Genomic DNA, 25,702 nt, shown 5'->3' with positions numbered 1-25,702 from the left:
TATCAATGATTTTAAATATTTGTAATTTTAAAATGTTGTAATTCGAGATCAAAATTTCGCTTCAATCAGGACATCATGGAACAGGTTCAATTGAGTACGGCTTACATGATTAGCCTGATGAATAACCAAAGAGTACATGGAGTTTTATATGAGTAAAGAGCAAAAAAACCGTAAAGAATCGAAGAAACAACCGCTGTTGTCTGCTAAAGAAAAGAAAGCAGCAAAACACGCGAAAAATGCCACTAAAGGTTTCTTAGATAACACTAAATAGTGTCTTGTTATTCAAAGGTTCATCCTCAAATAACACAAATAGGGTTAACTCAGGTTAGCCCTTTTTATTGTGCATTTTTCCTTAAACCGACCTCGTTAAGCCCCACGATACCGCCGCCGCAAAACCGCCTCAAATCTTCGTTTTATGATGCAAAAGTAGCAGCTATCGACTATAGCCTAATTGACCTTTTTCAGGTTTTATGTAGTTATATTCAGCAGGCTAAGGTATTCCAAGCTCGAAAGACCCTACATAACATTATAAAAAATAAGGATATTTCACAATGAAAATCAAAAAACGTTTTGTCGCCGTCGGCGCTGCCGTGACACTCACACTCAGCGCTGCCGCTATGGCTGCAGCTCCCGCTTTTATCAATATTCTCACTGGCGGTACCAGTGGCGTGTATTACCCTATTGGTGTTGCCCTATCGCAACTCTATGGCACTGGAATCGAAGGCTCTAAAACTTCAGTTCAAGCGACCAAAGCCTCGGTAGAAAACCTCAATCTACTGCAAGCGGGTCGTGGCGAATTAGCGCTCGCGCTAGGTGACTCAGTCGCAGCCGCTTACCAAGGTGATATTGATGCAGGCTTTAAAACGCCGTTGGATAAAATCCGTGTGCTCGCCTCTGCTTACCCTAACTACATTCAAATTGTTGCCAATAAAGAGTCTGGCATTAAAACGTTGGCCGATTTGAAAGGGAAACGTATCTCTGTCGGCGCACCTAAATCGGGTACCGAACTCAATGCCAGATCGATTTTCAAGGCAGCGGGTTTAAGCTACGAAGATATGGGTAAAGTCGAGTTTTTGCCTTATGCCGAATCCGTTGAACTCATCAAAAATCGTCAGTTAGATGCGACCTTGCAGTCGTCAGGTCTCGGTATGGCAGCCATCCGCGATTTAGCGGCGACTATGGCAATCAACTTTGTTGAAATTCCAGAGGATGTGATTGCTAAGATTAACAACCCTGCCTATCAACATGGCGTGATCCCAGCATCGACCTATGAAGGCCAAACCACTGACGTTTCAACCGTTGCCATTCAAAACCTGCTGGTAACGCAAAGCGGCGTGTCTGACGATTTAGCCTATCAAATGACTAAGATCATGTTCGAGCACTTAGATCGTCTCGGTAACGCGCACTCAGCCGCTAAATCTATTAGCTTAGAGAAAGCGACGAAAAATCTGCCGATACCGCTACACCCAGGTGCAGAACGTTATTACAAAGAAGTGGGCGCACTCTAAGTTTTGCTGATATCTGTGCACCCTATTCCAAACTAAGCGATCGAGATGCCGTTGAATAACGGCATCTTTTTATATCCAAACAGCCTCAAACGGTAGAATTCAATCATTGATGCGCCTTGAATTGAAGCGGATCTGAAACTCGTATATTGAGGTAGCTTGGGTATATATATCGCCCTCTGTAGTCTAATGCTGTGAGGCATAATATGAGTGATCCCCAACAAGGTCTCAGCGCTAATACTGGCGATTGGCCCAAGGCGCTGTTCTATACCGCCTTAATTTTTTCTATTTTTCAAATCATCACTGCCGCTTTTCATCCCGTGTCGACGCAAGTGCTGCGCGCGACCCATATTGGCTTTTTGCTGCTCGTGGTTTTTTTGAGTTATCCCGCCAGAGGTAAATCACAACCTTGGCAACCGCTCGCTTGGCTACTCGGTTTAGCAGGCATGGCAACGGCGGCTTATCAGTGGTATTTCGAAGCCGACTTAATTCAACGTTCTGGCGATCTAACCGATGCAGACATGGTGATAGGTATCACTTTGATCGTATTGGTATTTGAAGCGGCGCGCCGAGTCATGGGCTGGGCACTACCTATTATTTGTGGCATCTTTTTGGCCTATGGCTTATTGGGTCAATACCTACCCGGCGATTTGATGCACCGCGGCTATGGCTTCGATCAAATCATCAACCAATTAGCCTTCGGCACCGAAGGCTTGTACGGCACACCAACCTATGTGTCGGCGACGTATATTTTCCTGTTTATTCTTTTCGGTTCCTTTCTAGAACAAGCCGGAATGATCCGTTTATTTACCGACTTTGCCATGGGATTGTTCGGCCACAAGCTTGGCGGCCCGGCTAAAGTCGCTGTGGTGTCATCGGCGCTGATGGGAACGATTACTGGCTCAGGAGTGGCCAACGTCGTCACCACAGGGCAATTTACCATTCCATTGATGAAACGATTTGGCTATCGCTCCGCCTTCGCCGGCGGCGTAGAAGCGACCTCAAGTATGGGCAGCCAGATCATGCCGCCGATCATGGGCGCCGTGGCCTTTATCATGGCCGAAACCATTAACGTGCCCTTTATCGAGATAGCTAAAGCGGCATTGATCCCTGCACTACTTTATTTTTGCTCAGTATTTTGGATGGTGCACTTAGAGGCCAAACGCGCCAATCTTTGTGGCCTGCCAAAAGATCAATGTCCCGATCCTTGGGCGGCGATTAAAGAACGCTGGTATCTCCTTATCCCCTTGTTTATTTTGGTCTACTTGCTGTTTTCGGGCAGAACGCCGCTGTTCTCTGGCATGGTTGGTTTAGCCCTCACCTCGATAGTGATCTTAGGCTCGGCCATCGTCCTGCGGTTGTCTTCAATGGCAATGCGGATTGCCTTTTGGATTGCCCTTGGGGTGTTGTGTGCTGGCTTCTTCCAACTCGGGATCGGAGTCGTGTTTGGGGTTATCGCCCTGCTCGTCGCCATTTGTTGGTTTATTAAGGGCGGCAAAGAAACCCTCACCGTTTGCTTACACGCATTGGTTGAAGGCGCGCGTCATGCTGTGCCTGTGGGTATTGCCTGCGCCTTAGTGGGCGTGATTATCGGCATAGTGTCACTCACAGGGATTGCTTCAACTTTCGCAAGCTACATTCTCGCCGTTGGCCAAGACAACCTGTTCTTGTCACTCGTGTTGACTATGATCACTTGCCTAGTCCTCGGCATGGGGATCCCGACGATTCCTAACTACATTATTACCAGCTCAATAGCCGCACCCGCATTACTCGACTTAGGTGTGCCGCTAATTGTGTCGCACATGTTTGTGTTCTATTTCGGCATCATGGCCGATCTCACCCCGCCTGTTGCCTTGGCCTGCTTTGCCGCAGCGCCGATTGCGAAGGAATCTGGGCTTAAGATCAGTCTCTGGGCGATTCGGATCGCCATTGCTGGTTTTGTGATCCCCTTTATGGCGGTTTACGATCCAGCCTTAATGCTCCAAGGTGATAGCTTATTAGCGACGGCCTTTGTGGTACTGAAGGCAACGGTCGGTATTGGTATTTGGGGGGTGATCTTTACCGGATATCTACTACAAAAACTCTACTGGTGGGAACGCGTTATCGGTTTCCTTGCGGGGGCGAGCTTGATCCTTGCGACGCCATTGAGCGATGAAATCGGCTTTGGACTCGCGCTGTTGTTTATCGTGCAGCACAGTTGGCGCGCGCGCAAACTCAAACGTCTAGCAGAGCAAGGATAACCTCTTGGGATTAGCCGTCGTTAATAAGTCTAAGGTAAAGCTATGCTAGGCCTATGTTTAGGCCTAGCAGGTACCCTGTGGGCGCAAGTGCCCACAGAGCACTTCACCTTGGCATGGAACCACAGCATAGAGAAAATCCGCTGGGAGGAAGACTATCGCGTCACGCCTCAAGGCTTAGTGCTGGTCGAAGCGAGAGTAAAAGGCACGGGTGCAGGCATGGACATCCCAGATGATGCCTATCTTAAAAATGGCAGCTGGCATTATCGGCCTAAGCTACCCACTCTGCCTAAATTACGTTTAGGTCGCACACCCGAAGCGGGAGATTTTGATGTTTGTTTTGCGCAGGCCTCTGGCAAGGTGCAATGCCAAGCCATGAGTCATTGGATTGGTCAGCCGAACAAGCAAGATGCCGCCGTTGAGGTGTGGGGTTGTGAACAGGTAAATGTCGCGCCTATTGATGTTCGCTAGACGAGTAAATGACGGGCGGGTTAAGGGTTAGCAATCATCAGCTTGCTGGTAAAAGCGGTAGCCATTTTTACCTTGGTGTTTCACGCGGTACATAGCATCATCCGCGCGATCGCAGCTTTTGGCAAAACTATCACCATAGCTAAATATATCGATACCGATACTCAGGCCTATCTCCACGTCACAACCTTCAAGCAAAAAGCCCTGTCGATAAACATCGAGCAAGGATTGTGCAAGCATACCTAAAGATTCAATATCCGAGGACGGCAGTATGATCACAAACTCATCGCCACCTAGCCGAGCGATCTTCGCTAACTCACCTGAGTGAGACACTAACGTATGCGCAACGTGCACCAATAGACTGTCGCCAAACTTATGGCCGTGACGGTCATTTAAGGCTTTAAAACCATCCAGATCGATAAAAAATAATGCACCGCGCATCTCAGGTTGCAAACACTCATCGAACGCTTTGGCTATGGCTTGGCGATTCATTAAGTTGGTGAGGGGGTCGCTGTGCGCTAACAGTGCCAGATCCAGTTCGTAGCGTTTTTCTTGGGTGATATCGATATGACTGCCCATCATCCGCAGCGGCGTGCCATCGGCAAAACGCTCAACGATACGGCCACGGTCAGACACCCAAGTAACGCTACCATCTTTATGCAACATTCTGTGTACTGCCTGATAGTAATCGGCCTTACCACTGACATGATCTTCAAAGGCTTTTATCACCCATGCTTTATCTTCTGGGTGTAACTTACTTTTCCAGATATCAACGTGGGCGGCTAATTCTTCTGGACTAAAACCGAGCATTTCGCCCCAGCGCATATTGAAAATGGTTAAATTCCCACTTGGAATATGCTGTTCCCACAGGCACAAGCCATTGCCATCGAGGGCGGCAAACAGTTTTTCTTCGGCACGACGATTCAACGCCGTTAACTGGGCGTTTTCGCGTTTGAGTTGAGCAATTTCAGCCTGAAGCTGTTTGATGTGTTCTGCTGCCGTATCCGATGCCACGAAAAATCTCTTTCCTTAAAGCGGGAAAATCTTGTCCAGTGTAAAACACTCAATGCCGAAGCAAGATCGCGAGGAGTGCAAGATGAGCCAAAATCATGCTGGCCCAATCGAGCTTACACAGACTATCGCTATCATGCCACGCTTAGTCGCGCGTCAGCACTTCAAGCAATTCGATTTCAAAGGTGAGATCTGAATTTGGTTTAATATGCGCACCGACTTGGCGCTCGCCATAGGCTAAATGAGCTGGCACTAATAACTTACGTTTGCCACCGACTTTCATCCCCATAATGCCTTGGTCCCAACCTTTAATCACACGGCCAGTGCCAATTACACATTGAAACGCCTGACCGCGATCATAGGATGAATCGAATTGGGTGCCATCCTGCAAAAAACCACGGTATTGGGTGGTGATAAGCGCACCTTTTACCGCTTCTTTTCCTTCGCCCACTTGCAGATCGATTACTTCTAATTCAGTCATTTCTTCACTCTCTTTTCTTTTCGTACTTAATAAATTGCGCGATATTCAACTTTGTGCAGGATTTTATCACCGACGACCACGCTTGTCGGCGCTATTGCCACATTTCTGCGGCTCGGTTCACTGCTTTATCTTTGATAATAAGGTCACCATGGGCGAGATAATCATCACTCAGCCTTTAAATAATCGTCCATTAACCCAATATATTAGCCGTATAGACATTTTATTTTGGAGCTTTGCCATGATTATTGCCTGCCCCCATTGCGATACGTTAAACCGCGTTCCCGATGAGCGTGTAAACCAGCAACCTACTTGCGGTAAATGTAAGCTCAGTGTCTTTACGGCTGCGACGATTGAACTCACTAGCGCAAACTTTGCCAACCATGCCAATAAATCTGAGCTTCCCCTAGTCGTTGATTTTTGGGCCAGCTGGTGTGGCCCCTGTAAAAGTTTTGCCCCGGTATTTTCAGCGGCGGCTAAGACGTGGGAGCCGCAATTTCGCTTCGGCAAAATCAATACTGAAGAACAACAAGCCCTTGCGGCGCAATTTAATATTCGCTCGATTCCCACTCTTATGATTTTCAAGCAAGGGAAAATACTCGCGCAGCGGGCGGGCGCTTTACCTCAGTCAGCCTTAAATCAATGGTTAAAAAGCCATAGTTAATCGCAGATAACTTTTTCGCGCCCATAAAAATACCCAGACTCGCTGGGTATTTTGTTTTACGTGGATCTCAATCTACTGACATCAGATATCCCAAAAAACATGGGCGATAATGCCTAGCACTATCATGCTGATAAAGTTGATGATCATACCTACTCGCACCATTTCCGATTGCTTGATATGGCCTGAACCATAAACGATCGCATTGGGCGGCGTCGCCACTGGCAGCATAAAGGCGCAGGATGCGGCAATACCAATCAGCACAGATAACATCACAGGCGATACGCCTAATGCCTCGGCAATTGCAGCAAATACAGGCACTAACAGTGCGGCGCTGGCGGTGTTACTGGCAAACTCGGTCAGCATCACCACAAAGGCAATCACAGCAAAGACAAACAACGACATGTGCGTACTGCCGAAAATATCTGTCATCCAGTGGGCTAAAAACACACTAGTACCTGTGGTTTTCAACACTGCGCTTAGCGTTAAACCGCCGCCAAACAATATCAGCACACCCCAATCTGTGGTCGATTCAATCTTCTTCCATCCAACTAACCCTAAGCCCGCGAGCAAAACAACCGCGCCTAACGCCACTATGGTATCGAACTGAGTAATGCCACCTAATGCTTTGGCTAATGGCACACTGAAAATCCAGCAACATACTGTCGCGAGGAAGATAAGCAGGGTGAATTTACCTTGGAACGTCAGCTGCTGCGCTTCAACTTGCACATCGAACTTGGCTGAAAGATCCGGCTTAAAATACCAATACAAGGCAATCAACATTAACGGCAACATGAGGATAACGGTCGGAATACCAAACTTGAGCCAATCACTAAAACTCAAGCCAACTTGCGCCGCAGCAATCGCATTCGGTGGACTGCCCACTAAAGTACCGATACCACCGATGTTGGCCGAATAGGCAATCCCGAGCAGTAAAAACACATACGTGCTGTGGTATTTTTCGCGGTCTAGTTGCTGCAAAATCCCGAGAGCCAATGGCAACATCATCGCCGTGGTGGCGGTATTGCTGATCCACATTGAGAGCAGTGCCGTTACCCCGAACAGCATAAAGCAAGCGATACTGAGTTTGCCCTTAGAGGCTAACAACAACTTTTGTGCGATTAAGGTATCAATCTTTTGATGGTGTAAGGCCGCAGCCAGTACGAAGCCGCCGAAGAATAAATAGATGATGGGATTAGCAAAGCTACTCATCGCTTCCTTGGTTTCAAACACCCCAAAGAATACCGCAAGTATAGGCACGAGAATCGCAGTGATACTGATGTGGATCGCTTCGGTCAACCAAAGAATGCCAGCGAAAACCAGAATCGCCAGACCCGTATTCACCCCTTGTTCAAAGGGTAAGCCGTAATAGAGTGCAAATAACAGCACAATATCCGCCGCTAGGATCAGCATTTTCTTTTTATCGAGCCCCTCGCTGACGGGAGCTTTGTGAGGTGGAACAGTGCTTGGATCTGTTGATGACATGGTTACAACCTTAATACCATTTTATTTTGACGCAAATTTAGGGCATAGATCACACTTGGCAAAGCGGTTTATTTTGTAATTTTGCCACTTAGCAACCACACATTCTGCCGACTAAAAGCCCAGAAAAACCTTAAGTGAGATAAAAATCACCCATTTCTGATCTAAAGCCATGTGCAAAACTTTCAAACGAGCAAAAATCACGCAAAAGCTTGATAAAGCTGTAATTGAATAAGTGTTTAAAACTGTGACGTGGATCATGCTTCACTTTAATGCTAAGTGACAAACACTGAATTTAACCTTAAATAAAGTGGTTAACGCTAATTCAATCCTGTAACCACAGTTTTTGCCTATAAAACACCCATGAATGTATTTACCACTCTTTGCCCCCCCCTCAAGCTGACTGCAATTTAAAGCGATAACGTAAACGAACATACCAATGACAGAATTGCAGCTGGCATCAACTCAGTTTTATATTTCACGAATAACTTTCATTTTTCGCATTTAAAATGTTGGTTTACATACTTAAAAACTTAAATGGCATGGTGATGGAAAAAAGATTTAACCTTTTAAATTTATCTGATAATGCGAAAGGACATCTGATTAGCTTCCCTGTAGAATTTGTGCAGGCGCTTGCCACTTAACTCCAGCAAGTGCTCGATAACGTCTCCTAGTGGTTCCATCATTTATTTGATGCAAAACTGTGTAGAAATTAAAAATGTTTCAAACCATCAAAGCCGAAAACAACCCTAGAATCCTACTCAAATAAATAACATTTACAACTCAATATCCCTATGAATAATAAACACAAATATTATTCACCATCTCAGTCAATCTAACTCACTTTACCCCGCGAGCAATCCAACCTAGAGTCGCGCCCGTATTCTCGTCTCCTGTTCATTTTTTACCTATTTTGGTACCGCTTGTGGAAAATATGCTGTCAGCTCAACCCAATCAAAAGCCAGGGCTGTTTGTGCCTGTGGCAGGACTCAGTCTATTTGCTTTAGCGTCAGGCTACTTGATGAGTTTGATCCCACTCTCGCTCACTTACTTTGATTTGAGCCTTGATCTTGCGCCTTGGCTGGCGAGTATTTTCTACCTTGGCTTATTACTAGGTGCACCTTGTATTGCACCGATTGTCAGCCGCATAGGTCACAGTAAGGCCTTTATTTTGTTCTTAAATATCTTACTGTGTAGCGTTGTGGTAATGGTATTACTGCCACAGAGCAGTGTTTGGCTAGTATCACGCCTGATTGCAGGCTTGGCTGTTGCAGGGATTTTTGTGGTGGTCGAATCTTGGTTACTTATGGCCGACACCCAAAAACAACGGGCAAAACGTTTAGGCTTATATATGACCGCCCTCTACGGTGGCACTGCCATTGGGCAACTTGCCGTAGATTATTTAGGCACCACGGGTAATTTACCCTACTTGGTAGTAATAGGTTTGTTGGCAGCGGCCAGTTTACCTGCACTGTTAGTTAAACGCGGCCAACCGCAGTCCAGTGAACAACACGCTATTGCCCTTTCCGACCTAAAAACCTTAAGTAAACCTGCCATTGTTGGCTGTTTAGTCTCAGGATTATTACTTGGTCCCATCTACGGTTTATTGCCTGTGTATGTGTCGCAAGACATGGGTTTTGCCCAGCAGACGGGGCAATTTATGGCGCTGATCATTATGGGCGGCATGATAGTTCAACCCTTAGTGAGCTATTTATCCCCGCGTGTTGAAAAGAGTGTGTTGATGACAGCCTTTTGCTTAGTGGGTGCGGCGGCGCTGTTGTTACTGATACAAACATCGCTTGTGGGATTATGGTTAGGTTTTGTGTTACTCGGTGCCTGCGCCTTTGCTCTTTATCCCATCGCCATCAGTCTGGCGTGCGATCATTTACCCAGCAGCCAAATCGTCTCCGCCACTCAGATTATGTTGCTCAGTTATTCTGTGGGTTCGGTTATTGGTCCGGTTGCCGCCAGTCGTTTTGATGATGTAGAACATGGCTTACCGCTCTACTTAGCAGCAAGCTTTTTAGTCACGGTTTGCTATCTAAGCGCGCACTTACTCGCCCGAAGCAAAGCCCGTCTACCCACAGCGAAGGCTTAGCCCTGAGCCGTTAATGCTAAGTCTCTACACCCTGTGAATAACAATGGGCGCCGATAACGGCGCCCATTGTTATTATGATGTTTGCTGGGTTAATTCTGCCACTGGCACTGTGGCGGGAATGGCCCAGACACTGTCCTGCGGCCCATTAAGCACCCGATGGCGAGTCAGCCTGTAACCATAAAAGAACACTCCACTAAAGGCTAACGCCACCAGATCGACGCCTAACGTTGCCGCAGAATAAGGCGCCCATAAGCCTAAACTTGGCGCGATTAACGCAACTAGAGACGTGATTGGCATCGCCAATGTAGCCAAGCCGCACAAAGGCAAAATCAGCAGCGCCGCCTTAGCAGCACCACGCCAAAAGGCGTAAACCACCAGCAAGCCAAACACCAGATAATACAACCACAAATAGACGTGGTTAATATTGCTCACATGCACATATAACCATTTACCCAACAACATACTTATCGTTAAGGCGGCAACCGAGCCTAAGCAAATCCCCACCGTGGCGCTCGCCATTAATCGGCAAGCACGGGTTTGCTCGCTCGCCTGCTTTTTACGGCGTTTTTCCAGCCACAGCAAGTTGCCACTGTAAAATAAAAAAGCACCGCTCAAACCTAGGAAGAAATACACCCAGCGCCCGAGATCGCCCCCATAACTGCCAAAGTGTAATCCAAAGAATACCGCAACGGTTCTGGCCCAAATCCCCTTGTCGCTTTGATCAATCGTGCTATTGGTCACCTTAAGACTATAAGGATGCAGGTATAAGAAATCGGTAACGGGTCCACGCATAAAACCATTGGGGTTATATAACCCCAAGCGCAGAGTCGCACGGGGATTATTCAAGTTCATAAAGCTCATTTCATTCACTTGATAATCGGGGGCGATTTGCTGCACCTTGGCTAACACAGTGGTGACCTTTGGCAAATCGACAAGTGTATAGAGCGTTTTGTCCGGTGCCGATTGAGCAAATAATGGTTTTTCACCATAAACCATATGCTTAAGCCCATCGTAAAGCTGGTCATGGAAAGCAAACACAATCACAGTTACACATATCACTAGATGAAATGGCAGGCTGGTAATGCCCACTAAATTATGGGCATCGAGCCAGAAACGACTCTCACCTTTATCTTTACGCAGGGCGAAAAAACTTTTGGTTAAAGTTGGCAGTAAAAAAATCACCCCAGAAACGAGCGCCAAGAAGTATAAAACGGCGGCTATCCCCAACACATAGGCACCCGCTTGATCGTGACCGACTTCGCCGGCAATCCCCGCGGTGCGGTGTAATTGGTCAATCAGCTCAGCCAACTCGCTTGGTGTACTTAGTTGGGTGACTAATTGCCCCTGCTCGTCAAGGCTGGCATGCCAAAGCTGGTGACTCATGCTGAGTTCACGTTCCGAGCCCTGCTGATACCAAGTCATCGGCGATTGATGCTCATCATTTAAGTGCAAACTAAAACCGGTTTTGGCCTTATCATCCTGCGCTAACACTTGCGCGACTAAGTCATCCAGTTTCTCAGCGGGCACTTGAGGCAAGGTCAGGGCTGGCGGCATTGACCAAGCGTCAATCGCCCCCTTAAACATAGTGAGCGAGCCGGCATAAAAGCCGATAAACAATACGATTCCGGCGATGATACCAGTCCAAATATGGATAGACTGATACACACGTAACACATCACTGCGAACTTTCATCCTTGTCACCTAAAGGTATATAACACTATATAAGTCAAAACGTTAAACAAGCCCAAGTAGCCAATTGCCCTGAGTCCAGTTTTAAACATAAAGCTAAAACTTAAGATCAATAACCAGATAGGCGTAATCAGCCACATGTTGAACTGCACTTTAGTATCGGCATCGATGCCGCCTGGGCCAAACCAGGCAAATAACCCCACCAATCCAAGTGCTAAAGTAAATCCTAAAATCAATCCAGCCAGTGACTTAGTCCACCAGTCGGGTTGCAATTTATCCTGTTCAGCTAAACGTGCCATGAGTTATTTCCGACCGAAAAGTGAGATAAAAGGCACTAACCCCATCAATAACATCAATAGGGCTAACCAAATAAAAATTGCGGCGCTAAGGGTAAAGAGGCTAAGCCAACCGATAAGACTGACAAAGGCAACACCGTAAGCGAGTAACCGCCAAGGCCGCTTAGGAAGGGAGCTTGCAAATAGTTTTTGCTGCTTATTCGTTAAATAAAATAACAAACAGGCCAGAAGCGTCGACAACAGGAATATAAGTTGCAACACGGGATGTTATCCTCTCACTACAAAGCGTTAGCATTCGAGTCCATTTGCCTATGCTTGCTGTACATCATGTAAAAAGATAAGCACATGAAAGCAATGGAAGAATTTTAATTTCGGGACTCTAGCCTTGGTGATAATAATTCGCAATAAGATTTACACTGTAAGGATGGTTTATGATATTCAAATCACAAATAGGCAACACTTCTGCCTTGTCATTGCCAGTTGTTAACCATTAAGATACATTTCGCGTTAATAGTCTTGTCCCAAGATAAACAATCCGATTCACCCTCAAGCTCATTACTATGACATCAGCAAAGGAAGCTAAATGATTAAAAATGAATTCAATCTGCCGAGCTCAATTGGCCTCAGCAAAATTATCCCCATTGTTATTCTGTTAATCCTCTTTATTTCCTTATTTGGCAGTTGGTATACGGTTGACCAAGGTGAACGTGGCGTACTGCTGCGCAACGGTAAAGTTATCGGTACCGCAGAACCTGGGCTGGGTTTTAAAATCCCACTGATAGACACTGTGGTGAAGATTTCGACCCAAACACACACCACCAGTTATACCTCGCTGCAAGCCTATAGCCGCGATCAACAACCTGCGACACTTAACGCATCAGTGACATTTAGCGTACCGCCAGACCGCGTCGAAGAAGTGTATGCTAACTTCAAGAGTATCGATGCCATGGTCACGCGTTTGCTCGACAGACAAGTGCCGACTCAGGTCGAAAACATCTTCGGTAAATACACGGCGATTTCTGTGGTACAAGAGCGGATCAAGTTCGGTATCGATGTGACCAGCGCGATCACTAACTCGATCAAAGGTCCGGTAGAAATCAACTCAGTGCAGATTGAGAATATCGACTTTTCCAACGCCTATGAAAAATCCGTCGAAGACAGAATGCGCGCCGAAGTCGAAGTACAGACTCAACTGCAGAATCTAGAGAAAGAACGCGTCAGCGCGCAAATCGCCGTCACCCAAGCGCAAGCACAGGCAGACTCGCAATTAGCCCGCGCTAAGGCTGAAGCCGAAAGTATTCGTATCAAAGGTGATGCAGAAGCCTCTGCGATTAAGAGCCGCGCCGAAGCATTGGCACAAAATCAAAACTTAGTTGAATTAACCAAAGCGGAAAAGTGGGACGGCAAACTACCGACAACCATGCTGCCGACAGGCACCCTGCCCTTTATCGATGTGAAAAAAGGCAACTAAGCTTAGGTTTAGCCCGAGCAAAACATAAATCGACAATAAAAAATCCCAGTGTTAGCCCTAACACTGGGATTTTTATTTACTCGATAATACTGAGCGGAGTATGAGCCAATTAAGAACAGCAATCGTTGCGGCGGATCCAGCTTCTAGGGATCTTTTCAAACACTACTTTCGCCATGAGTAACGCCAGTACTATGCCAGAGGTTGCCACTAGCCACTGAGGTAACATTTGGTGCTGCTCACCAATCTGTGGCATCACCACAAAGCCAAAGCTATCCACCAGATAATTGACCAATATGCCCGCGACTAAGGCCACGCCAATCACGCCGCCCAAGTATCCCCACAACGCACGTTTACCTAACTCTTTAGCCACCACACCTAACGTTGCGATATTAGTCGCAGGACCCGCCATCATAAACACTAAAACGGCTCCCGGTGACACACCCGCCAGCAATAGTCCGGCAGCAATCGGTGTCGAGGCAGTAGCGCAGATATACATAGGCACAGAGACCAACACCATGACTAACATGGCTAAGATACCGTTGCCCCATTGTGCTAAAAAGTCTGCAGGGACATAGGTTTGCACCAGTGCGGCGAAGAATAAGCCCACCAGCAGCCACAAGGTAGTGTCACGCACTAAATCCGTTGCCGCATATTTAAGACCAATACCAACGCGACTCAAGACAGATTGCGACTTTAACTCAGTCGCCATATCTTGAGTCGAGGCGCAGCAGCTATCCGCTTCACCTTGGGTTTGAGAACCATGGCCGTGAGCACTGTGATCATGTGTTCCAGACTCGGCTTTATTTGAAGTACCGCAACAGGCACCTTTTTTCACCACAAGGATTTTCTCAGGGGTGACAGATTCAGCAGCTTTACTGGCGCAGCATGAAGCTGTTTTCTCAGCTTTGATCACGCCGCCATTCGCAACACTGCCGCCATGAGCCGTCATTAAGCTAGGCGCAGCAGCCATAGGCGTCATTTTGATCGCACTCTTAGGCTCAGTCTTCTGTTCACTCTCAGCTGGTCTTTCAGTGCTGCAGCAGGATGAGGCCGCGTTAATAGGCGCTAAAGTGGGCTCTTTAGTTGATGAGCAACAGCTTTTAACCGGTTCAGCTTTAACAGCTTGGGGCTGAGTCGCCGATTTCGACGCACAGCATGCAGCCACGGGTGCGTCGCTTGCTGACTTGGACTCGGATTTAACCGCAGGCTTGCCATCATCGTCATCACGCCCAACAAGTAAGCCAGCCACAATCGCACTGGTAATCGCTGCAATCGGTCTAACGATCGCCATAAAGGGGCCGAGTAACACGTAGGAAACGGCGATTGAATCGACGCCCGTTTCTGGCGTCGACACTAAAAAGGAGGTGGTTGCTGCTTTAGAGGCACCAGAACGGCGTAACCCTACCGCCGCAGGAATCACGCCACACGAACACAAAGGTAAAGGTGCACCGAGCAGCGCCGCCTTCACTACCGTTTTAACACCGTGACCGCCTAGCTGCTTTTGCATCCACACCATTGGTACGAATACTTTTAATAGCCCAGCCAAGATCAGGCCCAATAACAACCAAGGCGCCGAGTCTAAAAACAGATCAATAAAATTCTTCAGTAACATAATTAATTCCCTGACTCATTATGGATTGTTTTGCCGTGAGTATGCTGGTGCGACTCATTTTGATGTGCTTTATGCTGATGCGTTTCGTGCTGATTTCCATCATGAGAATGATGCTCAACGCGTACCCGCTCAGTACTGGATTCCAACGCCTCTAAAATCGAGCAATGTTCGGCGCTACGGGGTCCACCACAACAGGCATCGGACAGACTTTGTAAACTGGTTTGAAAATGATTCAGCTCGGCGATTTTGGCCTGCACTTGGGCCAATTTAATATCGACCATACCCTTCACATCGGCGCAGACGCGATTAGATTTATCAAGCTCAATTGAAAGCAATTCACTGATTTCATTGAGGGTAAAACCCACGGCCTTCGCCCGTAAGATAAAACGCAGTCGCGCGGCATCGGCCTCGGTATACACTCGATAGCCAGACTCGGTACGGCTCGACGGCGCGAGCAGACCGTGCTTCTCGTAGAATCTCAACGTGTCGGCTTTCACCTCACACAAATCCGCCAGTTCACCAATACGATACATGTCTTCATCCTTTGCGAAATAGCGCCCAACTCAGGGAGAGTTTCCAGCATACAACTCAATAATGCGAGTATAAACCTTGGAGCCTACTCCAAGGTCAAGGGGTAATTCATACTTTACATAAAGTCGGCCGAGTCACGTCACTTTGTTCTGATATGAATATTGTGAAATCACGCAGAAAAAACACCCGGAAATCGAGTTTTACGTTAGAATACGCGCGCCGTGATGAAGGGATAAAAAGTTAGCTAATAAAGTAAAAATAGGACCAAGGGACTTTTGGAAAGCGGTGCAGCACTAGGCCTGTTCTGTTTTCCGAAAGATCCTTGAAACTAAAATAACTGGACCCTGTACCCAAATGACTGCTGCAAATAATGCCAGACCCATTCGTCGCGCGCTGTTAAGCGTTTCAGATAAAACCGGAATTCTCGAGTTCGCCAAAGCACTTCACGCCCAAGGTGTGGAGCTGTTGTCAACTGGCGGCACCGCTCGCCTGTTAGCGGATAACGGCGTGCCTGTTATCGAAGTATCTGATTACACAGGACACCCTGAGATCATGGACGGTCGCGTTAAGACGCTGCACCCTAAAGTGCACGGCGGCATTTTGGCGCGCCGCGGTCTTGATGAAAGCGTGATGGCCGACAACAATATCAATGCCATCGATCTGGTTGCGGTTAACCTTTATCCTTTCGCTGAAACTGTTGCTAAAGCCGGTTGTACCTTAGAGGACGCTATCGAAAATATCGATATTGGCGGCCCAACTATGGTGCGCGCAGCGGCAAAAAACCACAAAGACGTCACCATAGTCGTTAATGCCGCCGATTACTCACGCGTACTCGCAGAAATGACGGCTAACAATGGCAGCACGACTCATGCGACGCGTTTCGACTTAGCGATTGCAGCCTTTGAGCACACTGCGGGTTACGATGGCATGATCGCCAACTACTTCGGTACTATGGTTCCAATGCATAGGGTTCCTGCGCATAGCACGGACGAATGTTTTGCTGACTCCCTATCCGTTGAGAGCTCTAAGTTCCCACGCACGTTCAATACCCAATTAGTGAAGAAGCAAGACTTACGCTATGGCGAAAACAGCCATCAAGCGGCGGCTTTCTATGTCGACACGAAAATTGATGAAGCCTCTGTGGCGACGGCGATTCAGTTGCAAGGCAAAGCTTTGTCTTACAACAATATTGCCGATACCGACGCCGCTCTTGAGTGCGTAAAAGAATTCTTGGAACCCGCCTGCGTTATCGTTAAACACGCTAACCCATGTGGTGTGGCGTTAGGTAAAGACTTGCTCGATGCCTATAACCGCGCCTATCAAACTGACCCAACCTCAGCCTTCGGCGGCATTATCGCCTTCAACGGCGAATTAGATGCCGCGACGGCCAGCGCTATCGTTGAGCGTCAATTCGTTGAAGTGATTATCGCCCCAACCGTCAGCCAAGCGGCGCGCGATGTGGTTGCGAAAAAGACCAACGTGCGTTTATTAGAATGTGGTCAATGGAATACTAAGACCCAAACCTTAGACTACAAACGTGTTAACGGCGGCTTACTGGTGCAAGATCGCGACCAAGGTATGGTCGGTTTAGAAGACATCAAAGTGGTTTCTAAACGTCAACCCACTGAGAGCGAACTGAAAGACTTAATGTTCTGCTGGAAAGTGGCGAAGTTCGTTAAATCTAATGCCATTGTTTATGCCAAAGACGGCATGACTATCGGTGTCGGCGCTGGCCAAATGAGCCGCGTTTACAGCGCTAAAATTGCTGGCATCAAGGCCGCCGATGAAGGCTTAGAAGTAGTGAACTCTGTGATGGCATCCGATGCTTTCTTCCCCTTCCGTGACGGTATCGATGCCGCAGCGGCTGCGGGCATTAGCTGCATCATCCAACCGGGTGGCTCAATGCGCGATGCTGAAATCATCGCCGCAGCAGACGAGCACGGCATGGCCATGGTGATGACGGGCATGCGCCACTTCCGTCACTAATCGCCACTAAGCAGCCAGCACTCAATCAGTACTGGCTGCTTTTTTGTTTTACCACTCTTTGTTTTACCGCACTCTGGTTTCGACCACAGTGTGCCTACACAGAACATAAAACTCTAAGGGATGACTTAACATGAAAGTATTAGTTATTGGTGGCGGCGGTCGCGAACATGCCCTAGCGTGGAAAGCTGCACAATCGGCTCAAGTTGAAACTGTCTATGTTGCGCCAGGCAATGCGGGCACAGCCCTAGAACCTAATGTTGAAAATCTGGCGATCAGCGCCACCGACATTCCTGCTCTGCTCGATTTTGCGAAAACCCATAAAATTGAACTGACCATAGTCGGCCCAGAAGCGCCATTAGTGATGGGCGTAGTTAATGCATTCAATGCCGCAGGTTTACCGATTTTTGGCCCAACTAAGGCGGCAGCTCAGCTTGAAGGTTCAAAAGCCTTCACTAAGGACTTTTTAGCCCGCCACAATATTCCAACTGCGGGTTACAAAAACTGCACTGAAATCAGCGACGCCAAAGCCTTCGTGCGTGAATTAACGGCCACAACAGGTTATCCAGTGGTCATCAAAGCTGACGGTTTAGCGGCAGGTAAAGGCGTTATTATCGCCCAAGACCAAGCTGAAGCCGATGCTGCAATTGATGACATGCTCGCCGGTAACAAGTTTGGCGATGCGGGTTCACGCGTGGTCATTGAAGAATTCCTGAAAGGCGAAGAAGCAAGCTTCATCGTAATGGTCGATGGCAAAAACATTCTGCCAATGGCGACCAGCCAAGATCATAAAGCCCGCGATAACGGCGACTATGGTCCAAACACGGGTGGCATGGGCGCTTACTCGCCAGCACCTGTGGTGACTCAAGCGGTACACGATTGGACTGTGGCAAACGTGATTCGCCCAACGGTTGATGGCATGGCGGCAGAAGGCAATGTCTACACAGGCTTTTTGTATGCTGGCTTGATGATTTCTCCCGACGGCAGCGCCAAAGTGCTTGAATACAACTGCCGCTTCGGCGATCCAGAAACTCAGCCAATCATGATGCGGTTAAAGTCAGACTTAGTGGAACTGTGTTTAGCCGCCACCCGTGGCGAGTTAGATAAAGTGACAGCTGAATACGACGAGCGCGCAGCCGTGGGCGTAGTATTAGCCGCTGGCGGTTATCCAGATGAGTATCGCAAGTTTGATGTGATTGACGGTCTCAGTCTTGGTGATAACAATGGCAAAGTCTTCCATGCTGGCACTGAGATGAAAGACGGCCACGTAGTCACCAACGGCGGTCGCGTACTCTGCGCGACTGCACTGGGTAACACAGTGACCGAAGCGCAAAAAGCGGCTTATAAATTGGTTGATGAAATCCACTGGGATGATGTGTATTTCCGCACCGATATTGGTTACCGTGCTATTGCACGTGAGCAGCAAGACTAATTGCTAGGCGCGTTAAAAAACCGGCCAGAAGCCGGTTTTTTTGTGCCTGAATTTCTGCGGAATTGAAATGTAATCCTTATAATCTTAGCGATTGATGACTTACTATAACAACTATCCTCAACAAATAGGCCTAGCTCGATAAAGGTTAATTTTTACCATAATAATGTGACATGAAGCACATACCTAAGCTCAGATGACGTGCACCATCAAGCTTCTTATATTTTTAACAATCAAAAAATTAATGGGGTAAATATATGGGTTATTCGATAAAAGATCTTATTTATCAAGGTGAAAAATCGGGCGTACATAACTGGCAAACCCTAGAAGGAGCCAGCTTTTACTGGCATCCAGATTGGTTTCATATTGCAGAGGATATGACGGGCCATATGGCCACGGCAACTATCGAAAAGCAAGGGGAAAAAGCAACGCAAAGCGAGGCTGAACAGTCAATCATTACGCATCTGAATAAGAGTGGCAAATAGCTTGTAATGCCAAAGATGTTAGTGCCCGGAGGCGATCGCCCTGCGGGCAATTTTATCGATTAAACCTGGCGCGATCAGCTTAAGCCAACGCCCCAAACGGCCACGAAGTGAAGTGATAAGTTGTCGGCCCCGAGTCGCAATCACAGGTAGCATCATATTGGCGCATTGCTCGGCCGTCAGTATCTTAGCTTCTTGCATCGGTGACTTGCCTAAAGGATTACCTGCACCATCGAGGGCACGTTTGTGAATTTGTGACACCACAAAATCGGGGCAAATTACCGTCACTGCCACATTATCGTCCGCGAGCTCAATCCGCAACGAATCGAAAAAGCCAATCACAGCATGTTTAGAAGCGGCATAACCGCTACGAGTTGGAACGCCCGTTAATCCAGCGACGGAGGCCACTACCACCACTTGGCCCTTACTGGCCTTTAAATGAGGTAACGCGGCATGGGTCAAATACGCGGGTCCAAGATAATTCACCCGCATAATGTCTTCAAGTACAGACAGCTGAGTCAGCTCGTCGAAACGTGACCACATAGTCATGCCAGCATTGTTAATCAAAATATCAAGATGGCCATAATGCGCGACCGTGGCTTCTATCAAGGCTTCGCACTGCTCAGGACGAGAGACATCAGCAGCAAATACAAAAGGAGGCGGACCATAATTAGCGATTTCTAAGGCGAGTGAAGCGAGACGTGTTTCATTGCGTGCACTGATCACCAGTTGGCAGCCCATTCGCGCCATTGCCACAGCAAGTGCCCGACCAATACCTTCTGAAGCACCCGTGATGATCACGACCTTGCCAGTAAGTCCATCCATAGTCATTCCTTTGTTATCGCTATGTTAATTACGTCTTTGGCTAAATTGGCATAATCACACTAAAAGCGCAATCCTTCACGCGCGTTGTGCAAGCCTCATCTCATATTGTTCACGATAATTTGCTAAGGGTTGTGGGCGACCTATCGCATAACCTTGCGCGTAATTAATGCCAATGCTCAACAATCTGTCGATAATCTCCTGATTTTCAACAAATTCGGCCACAGTCTCGATCCCCATGACCCGACAAACATCCTGAATCGATTTAACGATGGCATAGTCTTTAGCGTTCACGGCAAGGTTCTTGATAAAACAGCCATCGATTTTGACATAATCCACGGGCAGCTCACGCAGATAGCCATAAGAGGCGAAACCACTGCCAAAATCATCCAGTGCAAACGAGAAGCCGAGTTTACGTAACTGCTTCAACATTTCCATACCACGATTACGATTTTGGATCGCGGTGGTTTCAGTAATTTCAAAGCAAATACATTGACTTGGAATATCAAAAATATGTTGCTGCTGGGCGATATATTCCACCATACCTTCGGCGCCTAAACTATTGCCCGAAAGGTTGATCGAAATACAATGATCAGGCCAAAGTACAGGATGCAAAGACAGCCATAAAAAGGCTTTGCGGATCACTTCTTTATCTATGTCAGGCATCAGCTTAAAGCGCTCAGCCGCGGCAATAAACTGCGCAGGCGCCAAAATACGACCGCAGGGTTCTTGAATTCGCAGCAGGATCTCCATGCGTTGTCGCTGTGGACCGCTGCCTAACCCACGGATCGGTTGGTAATAAAGAATTAGCTCGTTTTCTTCAATCGCCTGCGCGATACGTACCGCCCACTTTGGCGCGTTTCTTTGGTAAGTGAGCTCTTTATCTTTATCATCGTAAAAATGAATTTGATTGGCGCCCTTAGCTTTAGCGGCAATACAGGCAATATCAGCGTCTTTCAATAATTCTTGGGCATCAATATAAGGCGCACGACCAAAAGCAACACCTATGCTAAGGCCGACTTTATAGTTACAGTTTTTGTCATTCAGCACTTGCAGCGAGACCTGCGCAATCATTTGCTTGAGTAATTGCGCCACAGATAAAGCACTGCGATTACACACCACTAAACCAAACTCATCACCGCCAAGCCGCGCCAACAACTCCTGTGGCCCGAGACAAGCCTGCATAGCCTTAGCCACCATGGCGAGCATACGATCGCCTGCTGTATGGCCACAGCTATCGTTAATCAACTTGAATTGCTCTAAATCGAGATAACAAACGGCGATGGTTTTAGCTGAGACAGCAAATTGAGGGAGCTGTTCATCAAACGCCTGACGATTTAGCAGCCCAGTAATGCTGTCGAAATTGGCTCTTTTTTGGAGTTGGCGCTTAAGTAACTCTTCTTGAGTGATATCTCGCAATACCACGACGGTGCCGACAATTTCTTTATCGTGGTTACGCAAATTACTAATGCTGCGTTCCATAATCCGCGGTGTTGCGGTCAATAACTTGATTTTCTCGACCTGTGGTGATGACTCGCCAAGGCGAATACAAGTGAACACCGCCTGATTCAACTGGTCGCCAGCCTTTAACAGGCTGGCAAGGCTCTGATCTATAGCATAACAACTGGCAACATCCAAAAGCGACTCGGCCCGCGGATTCATATAAATCACTTTGGCATCGACGTCGGTTAAGATCACGGCTTCTGCAATGGATTCTAAGGTGATTTTCGCCCGTTCTTTCTGCTGATAAATTCTGGCCAGCAGGCTATTAACGCGGCTGGCAAGCACTTCTAATTCCTCATTGCCCTCACTGGTAACAGGTTGATAGACACTGGACATAGGATCGACCAACGCCAATTGCTGCATCAAGTTTTTAAAGGGTTTGAGTAAACCAGAGCGTAACCAAATATAGCCAAGGCCAACAATAAACACGCCAAATAGAATGAAACCGAGCGATACCCAATCAAGCTGAAATTTCACCTCTTGGAAGGGCCCCTCGGAGAACTGCACTTGCAGGTAAACAGGTTTGTCTTTTAACAGGCTGGGTATTGCAATGGTGTCACTATGAACGCCCTCAACACTTGCCGTTACAAGGTTAGAGTGACTCATAGTCACTTTAGTTACCAATAAGGCCTGCGCATATTCAAGTAAGTCGTTATCGGTCAACTGACGCACCAGCAGTACAGATTCATTAGGTGCAGAAGCCACGGCGGTAATGACATAAGCCTGCCCACCAATCAAATATGCACCAGCAACACTGGGCATATTAGCGCTAATAATGGCGCTGGCAATTTCCCGCAGCTCATTAGACGCAAAAGTATATTCATTGGGGAAAAAAGTCTGCAGTTCGCCTTGGCGTAAAATATACCAACTAAGGTTGGCCGACATTGAACTATCGTGCCACGAGGACTCTAGCTTTTTTAGTTGCACTTCATCTAACTGCGACAAAGGTAAAGCGTAGATATTCGTGAGAAAGGTTAAGCGGTCAACATCAATTTGAAACTGCTGCTGGATATTAGCAAGTTCACGATTAGCACTGTCTTGGCGCAATAGCTCGACGCGATGGTCGTACCAACACCCCAGACAATAGGAGACAATGACCACCGCGGGGAGACAAAAGCCCGCAATAAATACCAATATTTTCTTGCCAATGTGCATCTCTTACCACGGCTTGTTATGACTAAATTGATTGACGGCCTTGCATAATCCTTCACTGCGCCATGCAACATATCTCATTTGCGAATAGTATTAAACATCACTTCGCTTTAGTCGTTGCTAAAGTAGACATTTTCATGCAATCAAATCAATCTTATACCTTTGATTTAAAAATAAAATTTATAAAATAAACGATTATGAATTTTACTTTTTATCAAGAAAATTCACACATAATCAGAATGTGAATATAGGGTGCTTAAGTCGTTATCTAAATGTAAGACCCATTAAGCTCGCAGACGATAGAAATCACCACATACGCTCATCCATAAAGATACCTTCGCCAGAAGCTCCAACGCTATCAAACCCAAATGTCAGAAATAAAACAGGCCCGCAAGCGGGCCTGTATCGCAAACCAAAAATTACTTATGGTATTGCTTTGATTGCGCATGAACCGCCTTGATAAAGGCGCCGGCATGCTCTGGATCGACATGCTGATGGATGCCATGACCTAAGTTAAAGACATGGCCAGTACCCTCACCATAACCCGCTAGGATATGGCCCACTTCTTCTTCAATACGTGGAATAGGTGCATATAACATTGAAGGGTCCATGTTGCCTTGCAATGCAACTTTATGGCCTACACGGCGACGGGCATCGGCAATGTCTACCGTCCAATCCAAACCTAACGCATCACAGCCAGTTTCTGCCATCGCTTCTAACCACAAACCACCACCTTTAGTGAACAGCGTCACTGGCACTTTGCGGCCATCGGCAAAACGTGTTAGACCATCGACAATCTTCTGCATATAACGCAAAGAAAACTCACGGTAAGCAGAGTGCGATAACGCGCCGCCCCATGAGTCAAAAATCATTAGTGATTGTGCGCCATTAGCCACTTGAGCATTCAGGTATAAGATCACTGAATCGGCTAATTTATCTAACAGCATGTGTAATGCCATTGGCTCAGCGTAAGCCATCTTCTTAATTTTTTCGAAAGTTTTGCTCGAGCCGCCTTCAACCATATAAGTCGCTAGGGTCCAAGGTGAACCAGAAAAGCCAATTAACGGCACTGCGCCATTCAGTTCACGGCGAATAGTGCTAACGGCTTTCATCACATAACCCAGCTCATCTTCTGGATCTGGAATTGAGAGCTTTTTGATCGCATCGATAGTGTCTGTAGGGCGCTCGAAACGTGGGCCTTCACCCGCCTCAAAATACAAACCTAACCCCATAGCATCGGGCACTGTTAAAATATCGGAAAACAAAATCGCCGCATCGAGATCATAACGACGTAAAGGTTGCAGCGTGACTTCACAGGCAAGCTCATGATTTTTACACAAAGACATGAAGTCACCCGCTTGAGCGCGAGTAGCTTTATATTCAGGAAGATAACGGCCAGCTTGACGCATCATCCACACAGGGGTCACATCGACAGGCTCTTTTAGTAGGGCGCGTAAATAACGATCATTCTTTAATTCTGCCATTGGGCTTGGTTCCTAGTCTTATTGAGATCCGCTGGGTCGGTAGTTTAGCATTTACGCGAATAATGTAACCTTTATGTGCAAATATATGTGAGCTATTCCCCATCGTTGGCGTCGATTTGACCATATAAATTGGAAATTGTTATCCAGATAACATACTGCTGATTTATTCGTAACGAAGTCACACTCAGACAGAAAAAAGTTGCGCTGGTTCCCTGCCTTTGGTATAAAAAGTCTGCGCTAGCAAGAACAATCAAGAAGCTCGTCGCATCGAGCCTGCTATAAACTTTACTCACCCAACGATATGTTTCTATCGTTGGGTTTTTTATTTGTATTTTTTGATGCAAAACAGCTGGTTTGTCCATTTCATCATTCACGCAAAATCGCATGAAAAGAGTTGATCGATTAGCGACTTGTCCCTACATTAGAGTTATGTGCTGGCACTTAAATGGAATGCATCATGCTGAGAGAACTTGAAAAAGCGGAACAGAAGTGGGGCGGCTCAAATAAGCTTATTGATCAATGGCTAAAAAATCGTCGCAAACTGTTAGTGCATTACTGCCAAATTGCTGGGCTTCCTCCTTACAGTAAATCAGAAAAATCACTTCCCTCGTTCGAACATGTTAAATCTTTCTGTGACTTATTAGTGGACTATGTCTCTGAAGGCCATTTCGAAGTCTACGATAGAGTCGTTAATGCCTGTAGTGAATATGGTGAATCAAGCAAAACACTCGCGCAACAAGTATTGCCAAAAATAACGCCAACCACGAATGCGGCATTAGACTTCAACGATAAATATGCGGAAACTCAAGACGATCTCGTGTTGTATCAACTCGATAAAGATTTATCTGAACTTGCCCATAACATGGAAACTCGCTTCGAACTCGAAGATGAACTACTCGAAGTACTCCACCGTAAGCATTCAGAACACACCCAGTAAGCCTCAATCAATTTAAGCGCACTTTGTGTGTTCGGTGCGCTTATCTTGACCAATCCAACGACTACCGAAATATATGGGCTCACTAACAAGTAATGGCTCATTAGAAACGTCGGTTAAAACCTATCTCTAGCAATGTAACTAAATATGAAATGCTCTTTACGCACCTCACCCATCAAAGAGATACACTTTAACGCCTCAGTTAAGTGTTAACTAACCTAGCCAGTGAACGCCAAGAGCAGTCTGTAATTACTTTATGAGCGGCGCAAACATATGCGTATTTCTCTGATTTAACTAAGGCAGCGATGTTGGGATTATGCATGTTCTTCATGATTATAACGTGATAATCAATTAGACATATAATTAATGTAAAT

The 25,702-nt window shown here is 46.9% G+C and carries 22 protein-coding genes; 11 read left to right on the top strand and 11 right to left on the bottom strand.

The genetic code is table 11. From position 1 onward, the window contains the following. The first annotated feature begins 148 nt into the window (after positions 1-148). From Q4Q46_RS19980 to Q4Q46_RS19965, 4 genes are all read left to right on the top strand, one after another. Positions 149-271: a hypothetical protein gene (locus Q4Q46_RS19980; RefSeq protein WP_006079924.1), complete on the top strand. Its 123-nt coding sequence runs from the start codon at positions 149-151 to the stop codon at positions 269-271. A gap of 280 nt (positions 272-551) precedes the next feature. Next, positions 552-1,508 (top strand): TAXI family TRAP transporter solute-binding subunit, encoded by a 957-nt coding sequence (locus Q4Q46_RS19975; RefSeq protein ID WP_006079923.1) that lies wholly within the window; start codon positions 552-554, stop codon positions 1,506-1,508. 203 nt (positions 1,509-1,711) lie between these two features. After that, positions 1,712-3,745 (top strand): TRAP transporter permease, encoded by a 2,034-nt coding sequence (locus tag Q4Q46_RS19970; protein WP_259529005.1) that lies wholly within the window; start codon positions 1,712-1,714, stop codon positions 3,743-3,745. 42 nt (positions 3,746-3,787) lie between these two features. Next, a complete protein-coding gene (locus Q4Q46_RS19965; RefSeq protein WP_311906874.1) occupies positions 3,788-4,213 on the top strand; it encodes a DUF1850 domain-containing protein in 426 nt (141 codons plus the stop codon). Positions 4,214-4,240: 27 nt separating this feature from the next. Here the strand turns inward: Q4Q46_RS19965 and Q4Q46_RS19960 are convergent, their stop codons facing one another. Then, entirely contained in the window at positions 4,241-5,224 is a 984-nt protein-coding gene (locus Q4Q46_RS19960) for a diguanylate cyclase domain-containing protein (RefSeq protein ID WP_311891027.1), read from the bottom strand. A 142-nt stretch (positions 5,225-5,366) separates the two neighbouring features. After that, on the bottom strand, positions 5,367-5,702 hold the full coding sequence (locus Q4Q46_RS19955; protein WP_011845636.1) for an FKBP-type peptidyl-prolyl cis-trans isomerase: 336 nt from the start codon (positions 5,700-5,702) through the stop codon (positions 5,367-5,369). Between the two features lie 238 nt (positions 5,703-5,940). On the opposite strand from Q4Q46_RS19955, the gene trxC reads away from it, so the two are divergent. Continuing rightward, complete coding sequence (gene trxC / locus Q4Q46_RS19950) at positions 5,941-6,363, top strand: thioredoxin TrxC (RefSeq protein WP_311906880.1); 423 nt, start codon at positions 5,941-5,943, stop codon at positions 6,361-6,363. An 81-nt stretch (positions 6,364-6,444) separates the two neighbouring features. Here the strand turns inward: trxC and Q4Q46_RS19945 are convergent, their stop codons facing one another. Further along, entirely contained in the window at positions 6,445-7,845 is a 1,401-nt protein-coding gene (locus tag Q4Q46_RS19945) for a DASS family sodium-coupled anion symporter (RefSeq protein WP_259570737.1), read from the bottom strand. 931 nt (positions 7,846-8,776) lie between these two features. Between Q4Q46_RS19945 and Q4Q46_RS19940 the strand changes: the two genes are divergently transcribed. Next, positions 8,777-9,940: an MFS transporter gene (locus tag Q4Q46_RS19940; RefSeq protein WP_261273684.1), complete on the top strand. Its 1,164-nt coding sequence runs from the start codon at positions 8,777-8,779 to the stop codon at positions 9,938-9,940. A gap of 72 nt (positions 9,941-10,012) precedes the next feature. On the opposite strand, the gene Q4Q46_RS19935 is transcribed toward Q4Q46_RS19940, so the two are convergent. From Q4Q46_RS19935 to Q4Q46_RS19925, 3 genes are read right to left on the bottom strand one after another with little or no spacing between them, the layout of a single operon-like run. Next, the gene (locus Q4Q46_RS19935) at positions 10,013-11,632 is read right to left on the bottom strand and encodes a PepSY-associated TM helix domain-containing protein (protein ID WP_311900863.1); all 1,620 of its coding nucleotides are present in this window, start codon (positions 11,630-11,632) and stop codon (positions 10,013-10,015) included. Between the two features lie 5 nt (positions 11,633-11,637). Beyond that, positions 11,638-11,928, bottom strand: a complete 291-nt coding sequence (locus Q4Q46_RS19930) for a hypothetical protein (RefSeq protein WP_047535138.1) — start codon at positions 11,926-11,928, stop codon at positions 11,638-11,640. A 3-nt stretch (positions 11,929-11,931) separates the two neighbouring features. Continuing rightward, entirely contained in the window at positions 11,932-12,186 is a 255-nt protein-coding gene (locus Q4Q46_RS19925) for a hypothetical protein (protein ID WP_106648299.1), read from the bottom strand. A 322-nt stretch (positions 12,187-12,508) separates the two neighbouring features. Here Q4Q46_RS19925 and Q4Q46_RS19920 point away from each other — a divergent pair, with 322 nt between their 5' ends. Then, a complete protein-coding gene (locus tag Q4Q46_RS19920; RefSeq protein ID WP_063884205.1) occupies positions 12,509-13,396 on the top strand; it encodes a prohibitin family protein in 888 nt (295 codons plus the stop codon). Between the two features lie 109 nt (positions 13,397-13,505). On the opposite strand, the gene Q4Q46_RS19915 is transcribed toward Q4Q46_RS19920, so the two are convergent. Further along, positions 13,506-15,008, bottom strand: a complete 1,503-nt coding sequence (locus tag Q4Q46_RS19915) for an SO_0444 family Cu/Zn efflux transporter (RefSeq protein ID WP_311906872.1) — start codon at positions 15,006-15,008, stop codon at positions 13,506-13,508. Positions 15,009-15,010: 2 nt separating this feature from the next. Further along, entirely contained in the window at positions 15,011-15,541 is a 531-nt protein-coding gene (gene zntR / locus Q4Q46_RS19910; RefSeq protein ID WP_311906871.1) for a Zn(2+)-responsive transcriptional regulator, read from the bottom strand. Positions 15,542-15,893: 352 nt separating this feature from the next. On the opposite strand from zntR, the gene purH reads away from it, so the two are divergent. The 3 genes from purH to Q4Q46_RS19895 all read left to right on the top strand — a co-directional run bounded on the left by purH (position 15,894) and on the right by Q4Q46_RS19895 (position 19,436). Beyond that, positions 15,894-17,525, top strand: a complete 1,632-nt coding sequence (purH, locus tag Q4Q46_RS19905) for a bifunctional phosphoribosylaminoimidazolecarboxamide formyltransferase/IMP cyclohydrolase (RefSeq protein ID WP_311906870.1) — start codon at positions 15,894-15,896, stop codon at positions 17,523-17,525. Positions 17,526-17,655: 130 nt separating this feature from the next. Beyond that, on the top strand, positions 17,656-18,954 hold the full coding sequence (gene purD / locus Q4Q46_RS19900; protein ID WP_311906869.1) for a phosphoribosylamine--glycine ligase: 1,299 nt from the start codon (positions 17,656-17,658) through the stop codon (positions 18,952-18,954). A 254-nt stretch (positions 18,955-19,208) separates the two neighbouring features. Further along, positions 19,209-19,436 (top strand): hypothetical protein, encoded by a 228-nt coding sequence (locus Q4Q46_RS19895; protein WP_012090366.1) that lies wholly within the window; start codon positions 19,209-19,211, stop codon positions 19,434-19,436. Positions 19,437-19,454: 18 nt separating this feature from the next. Here the strand turns inward: Q4Q46_RS19895 and Q4Q46_RS19890 are convergent, their stop codons facing one another. The 3 genes from Q4Q46_RS19890 to hemE form a co-directional block, all read right to left on the bottom strand. Next, on the bottom strand, positions 19,455-20,258 hold the full coding sequence (locus Q4Q46_RS19890; protein WP_220591272.1) for an SDR family oxidoreductase: 804 nt from the start codon (positions 20,256-20,258) through the stop codon (positions 19,455-19,457). Positions 20,259-20,333: 75 nt separating this feature from the next. After that, positions 20,334-22,913 carry a putative bifunctional diguanylate cyclase/phosphodiesterase gene (locus Q4Q46_RS19885; RefSeq protein ID WP_311906868.1) on the bottom strand — a complete coding sequence of 860 codons (2,580 nt, stop codon included), beginning with the start codon at positions 22,911-22,913 and terminating at the stop codon, positions 20,334-20,336. A gap of 416 nt (positions 22,914-23,329) precedes the next feature. Then, complete coding sequence (gene hemE / locus Q4Q46_RS19880; protein WP_063884476.1) at positions 23,330-24,394, bottom strand: uroporphyrinogen decarboxylase; 1,065 nt, start codon at positions 24,392-24,394, stop codon at positions 23,330-23,332. Positions 24,395-24,851: 457 nt separating this feature from the next. Between hemE and rsd the strand changes: the two genes are divergently transcribed. Then, complete coding sequence (rsd, locus tag Q4Q46_RS19875; protein WP_106648308.1) at positions 24,852-25,331, top strand: sigma D regulator; 480 nt, start codon at positions 24,852-24,854, stop codon at positions 25,329-25,331. The last annotated feature ends 371 nt before the right edge of the window (positions 25,332-25,702 follow it).

This window comes from Shewanella vaxholmensis, from assembly GCF_031932135.1.
GTDB lineage: Bacteria > Pseudomonadota > Gammaproteobacteria > Enterobacterales > Shewanellaceae > Shewanella > Shewanella hafniensis.
Note: the sequence above shows the minus strand (reverse complement) of the source record. Positions and strands in the feature narration are given on the sequence as shown.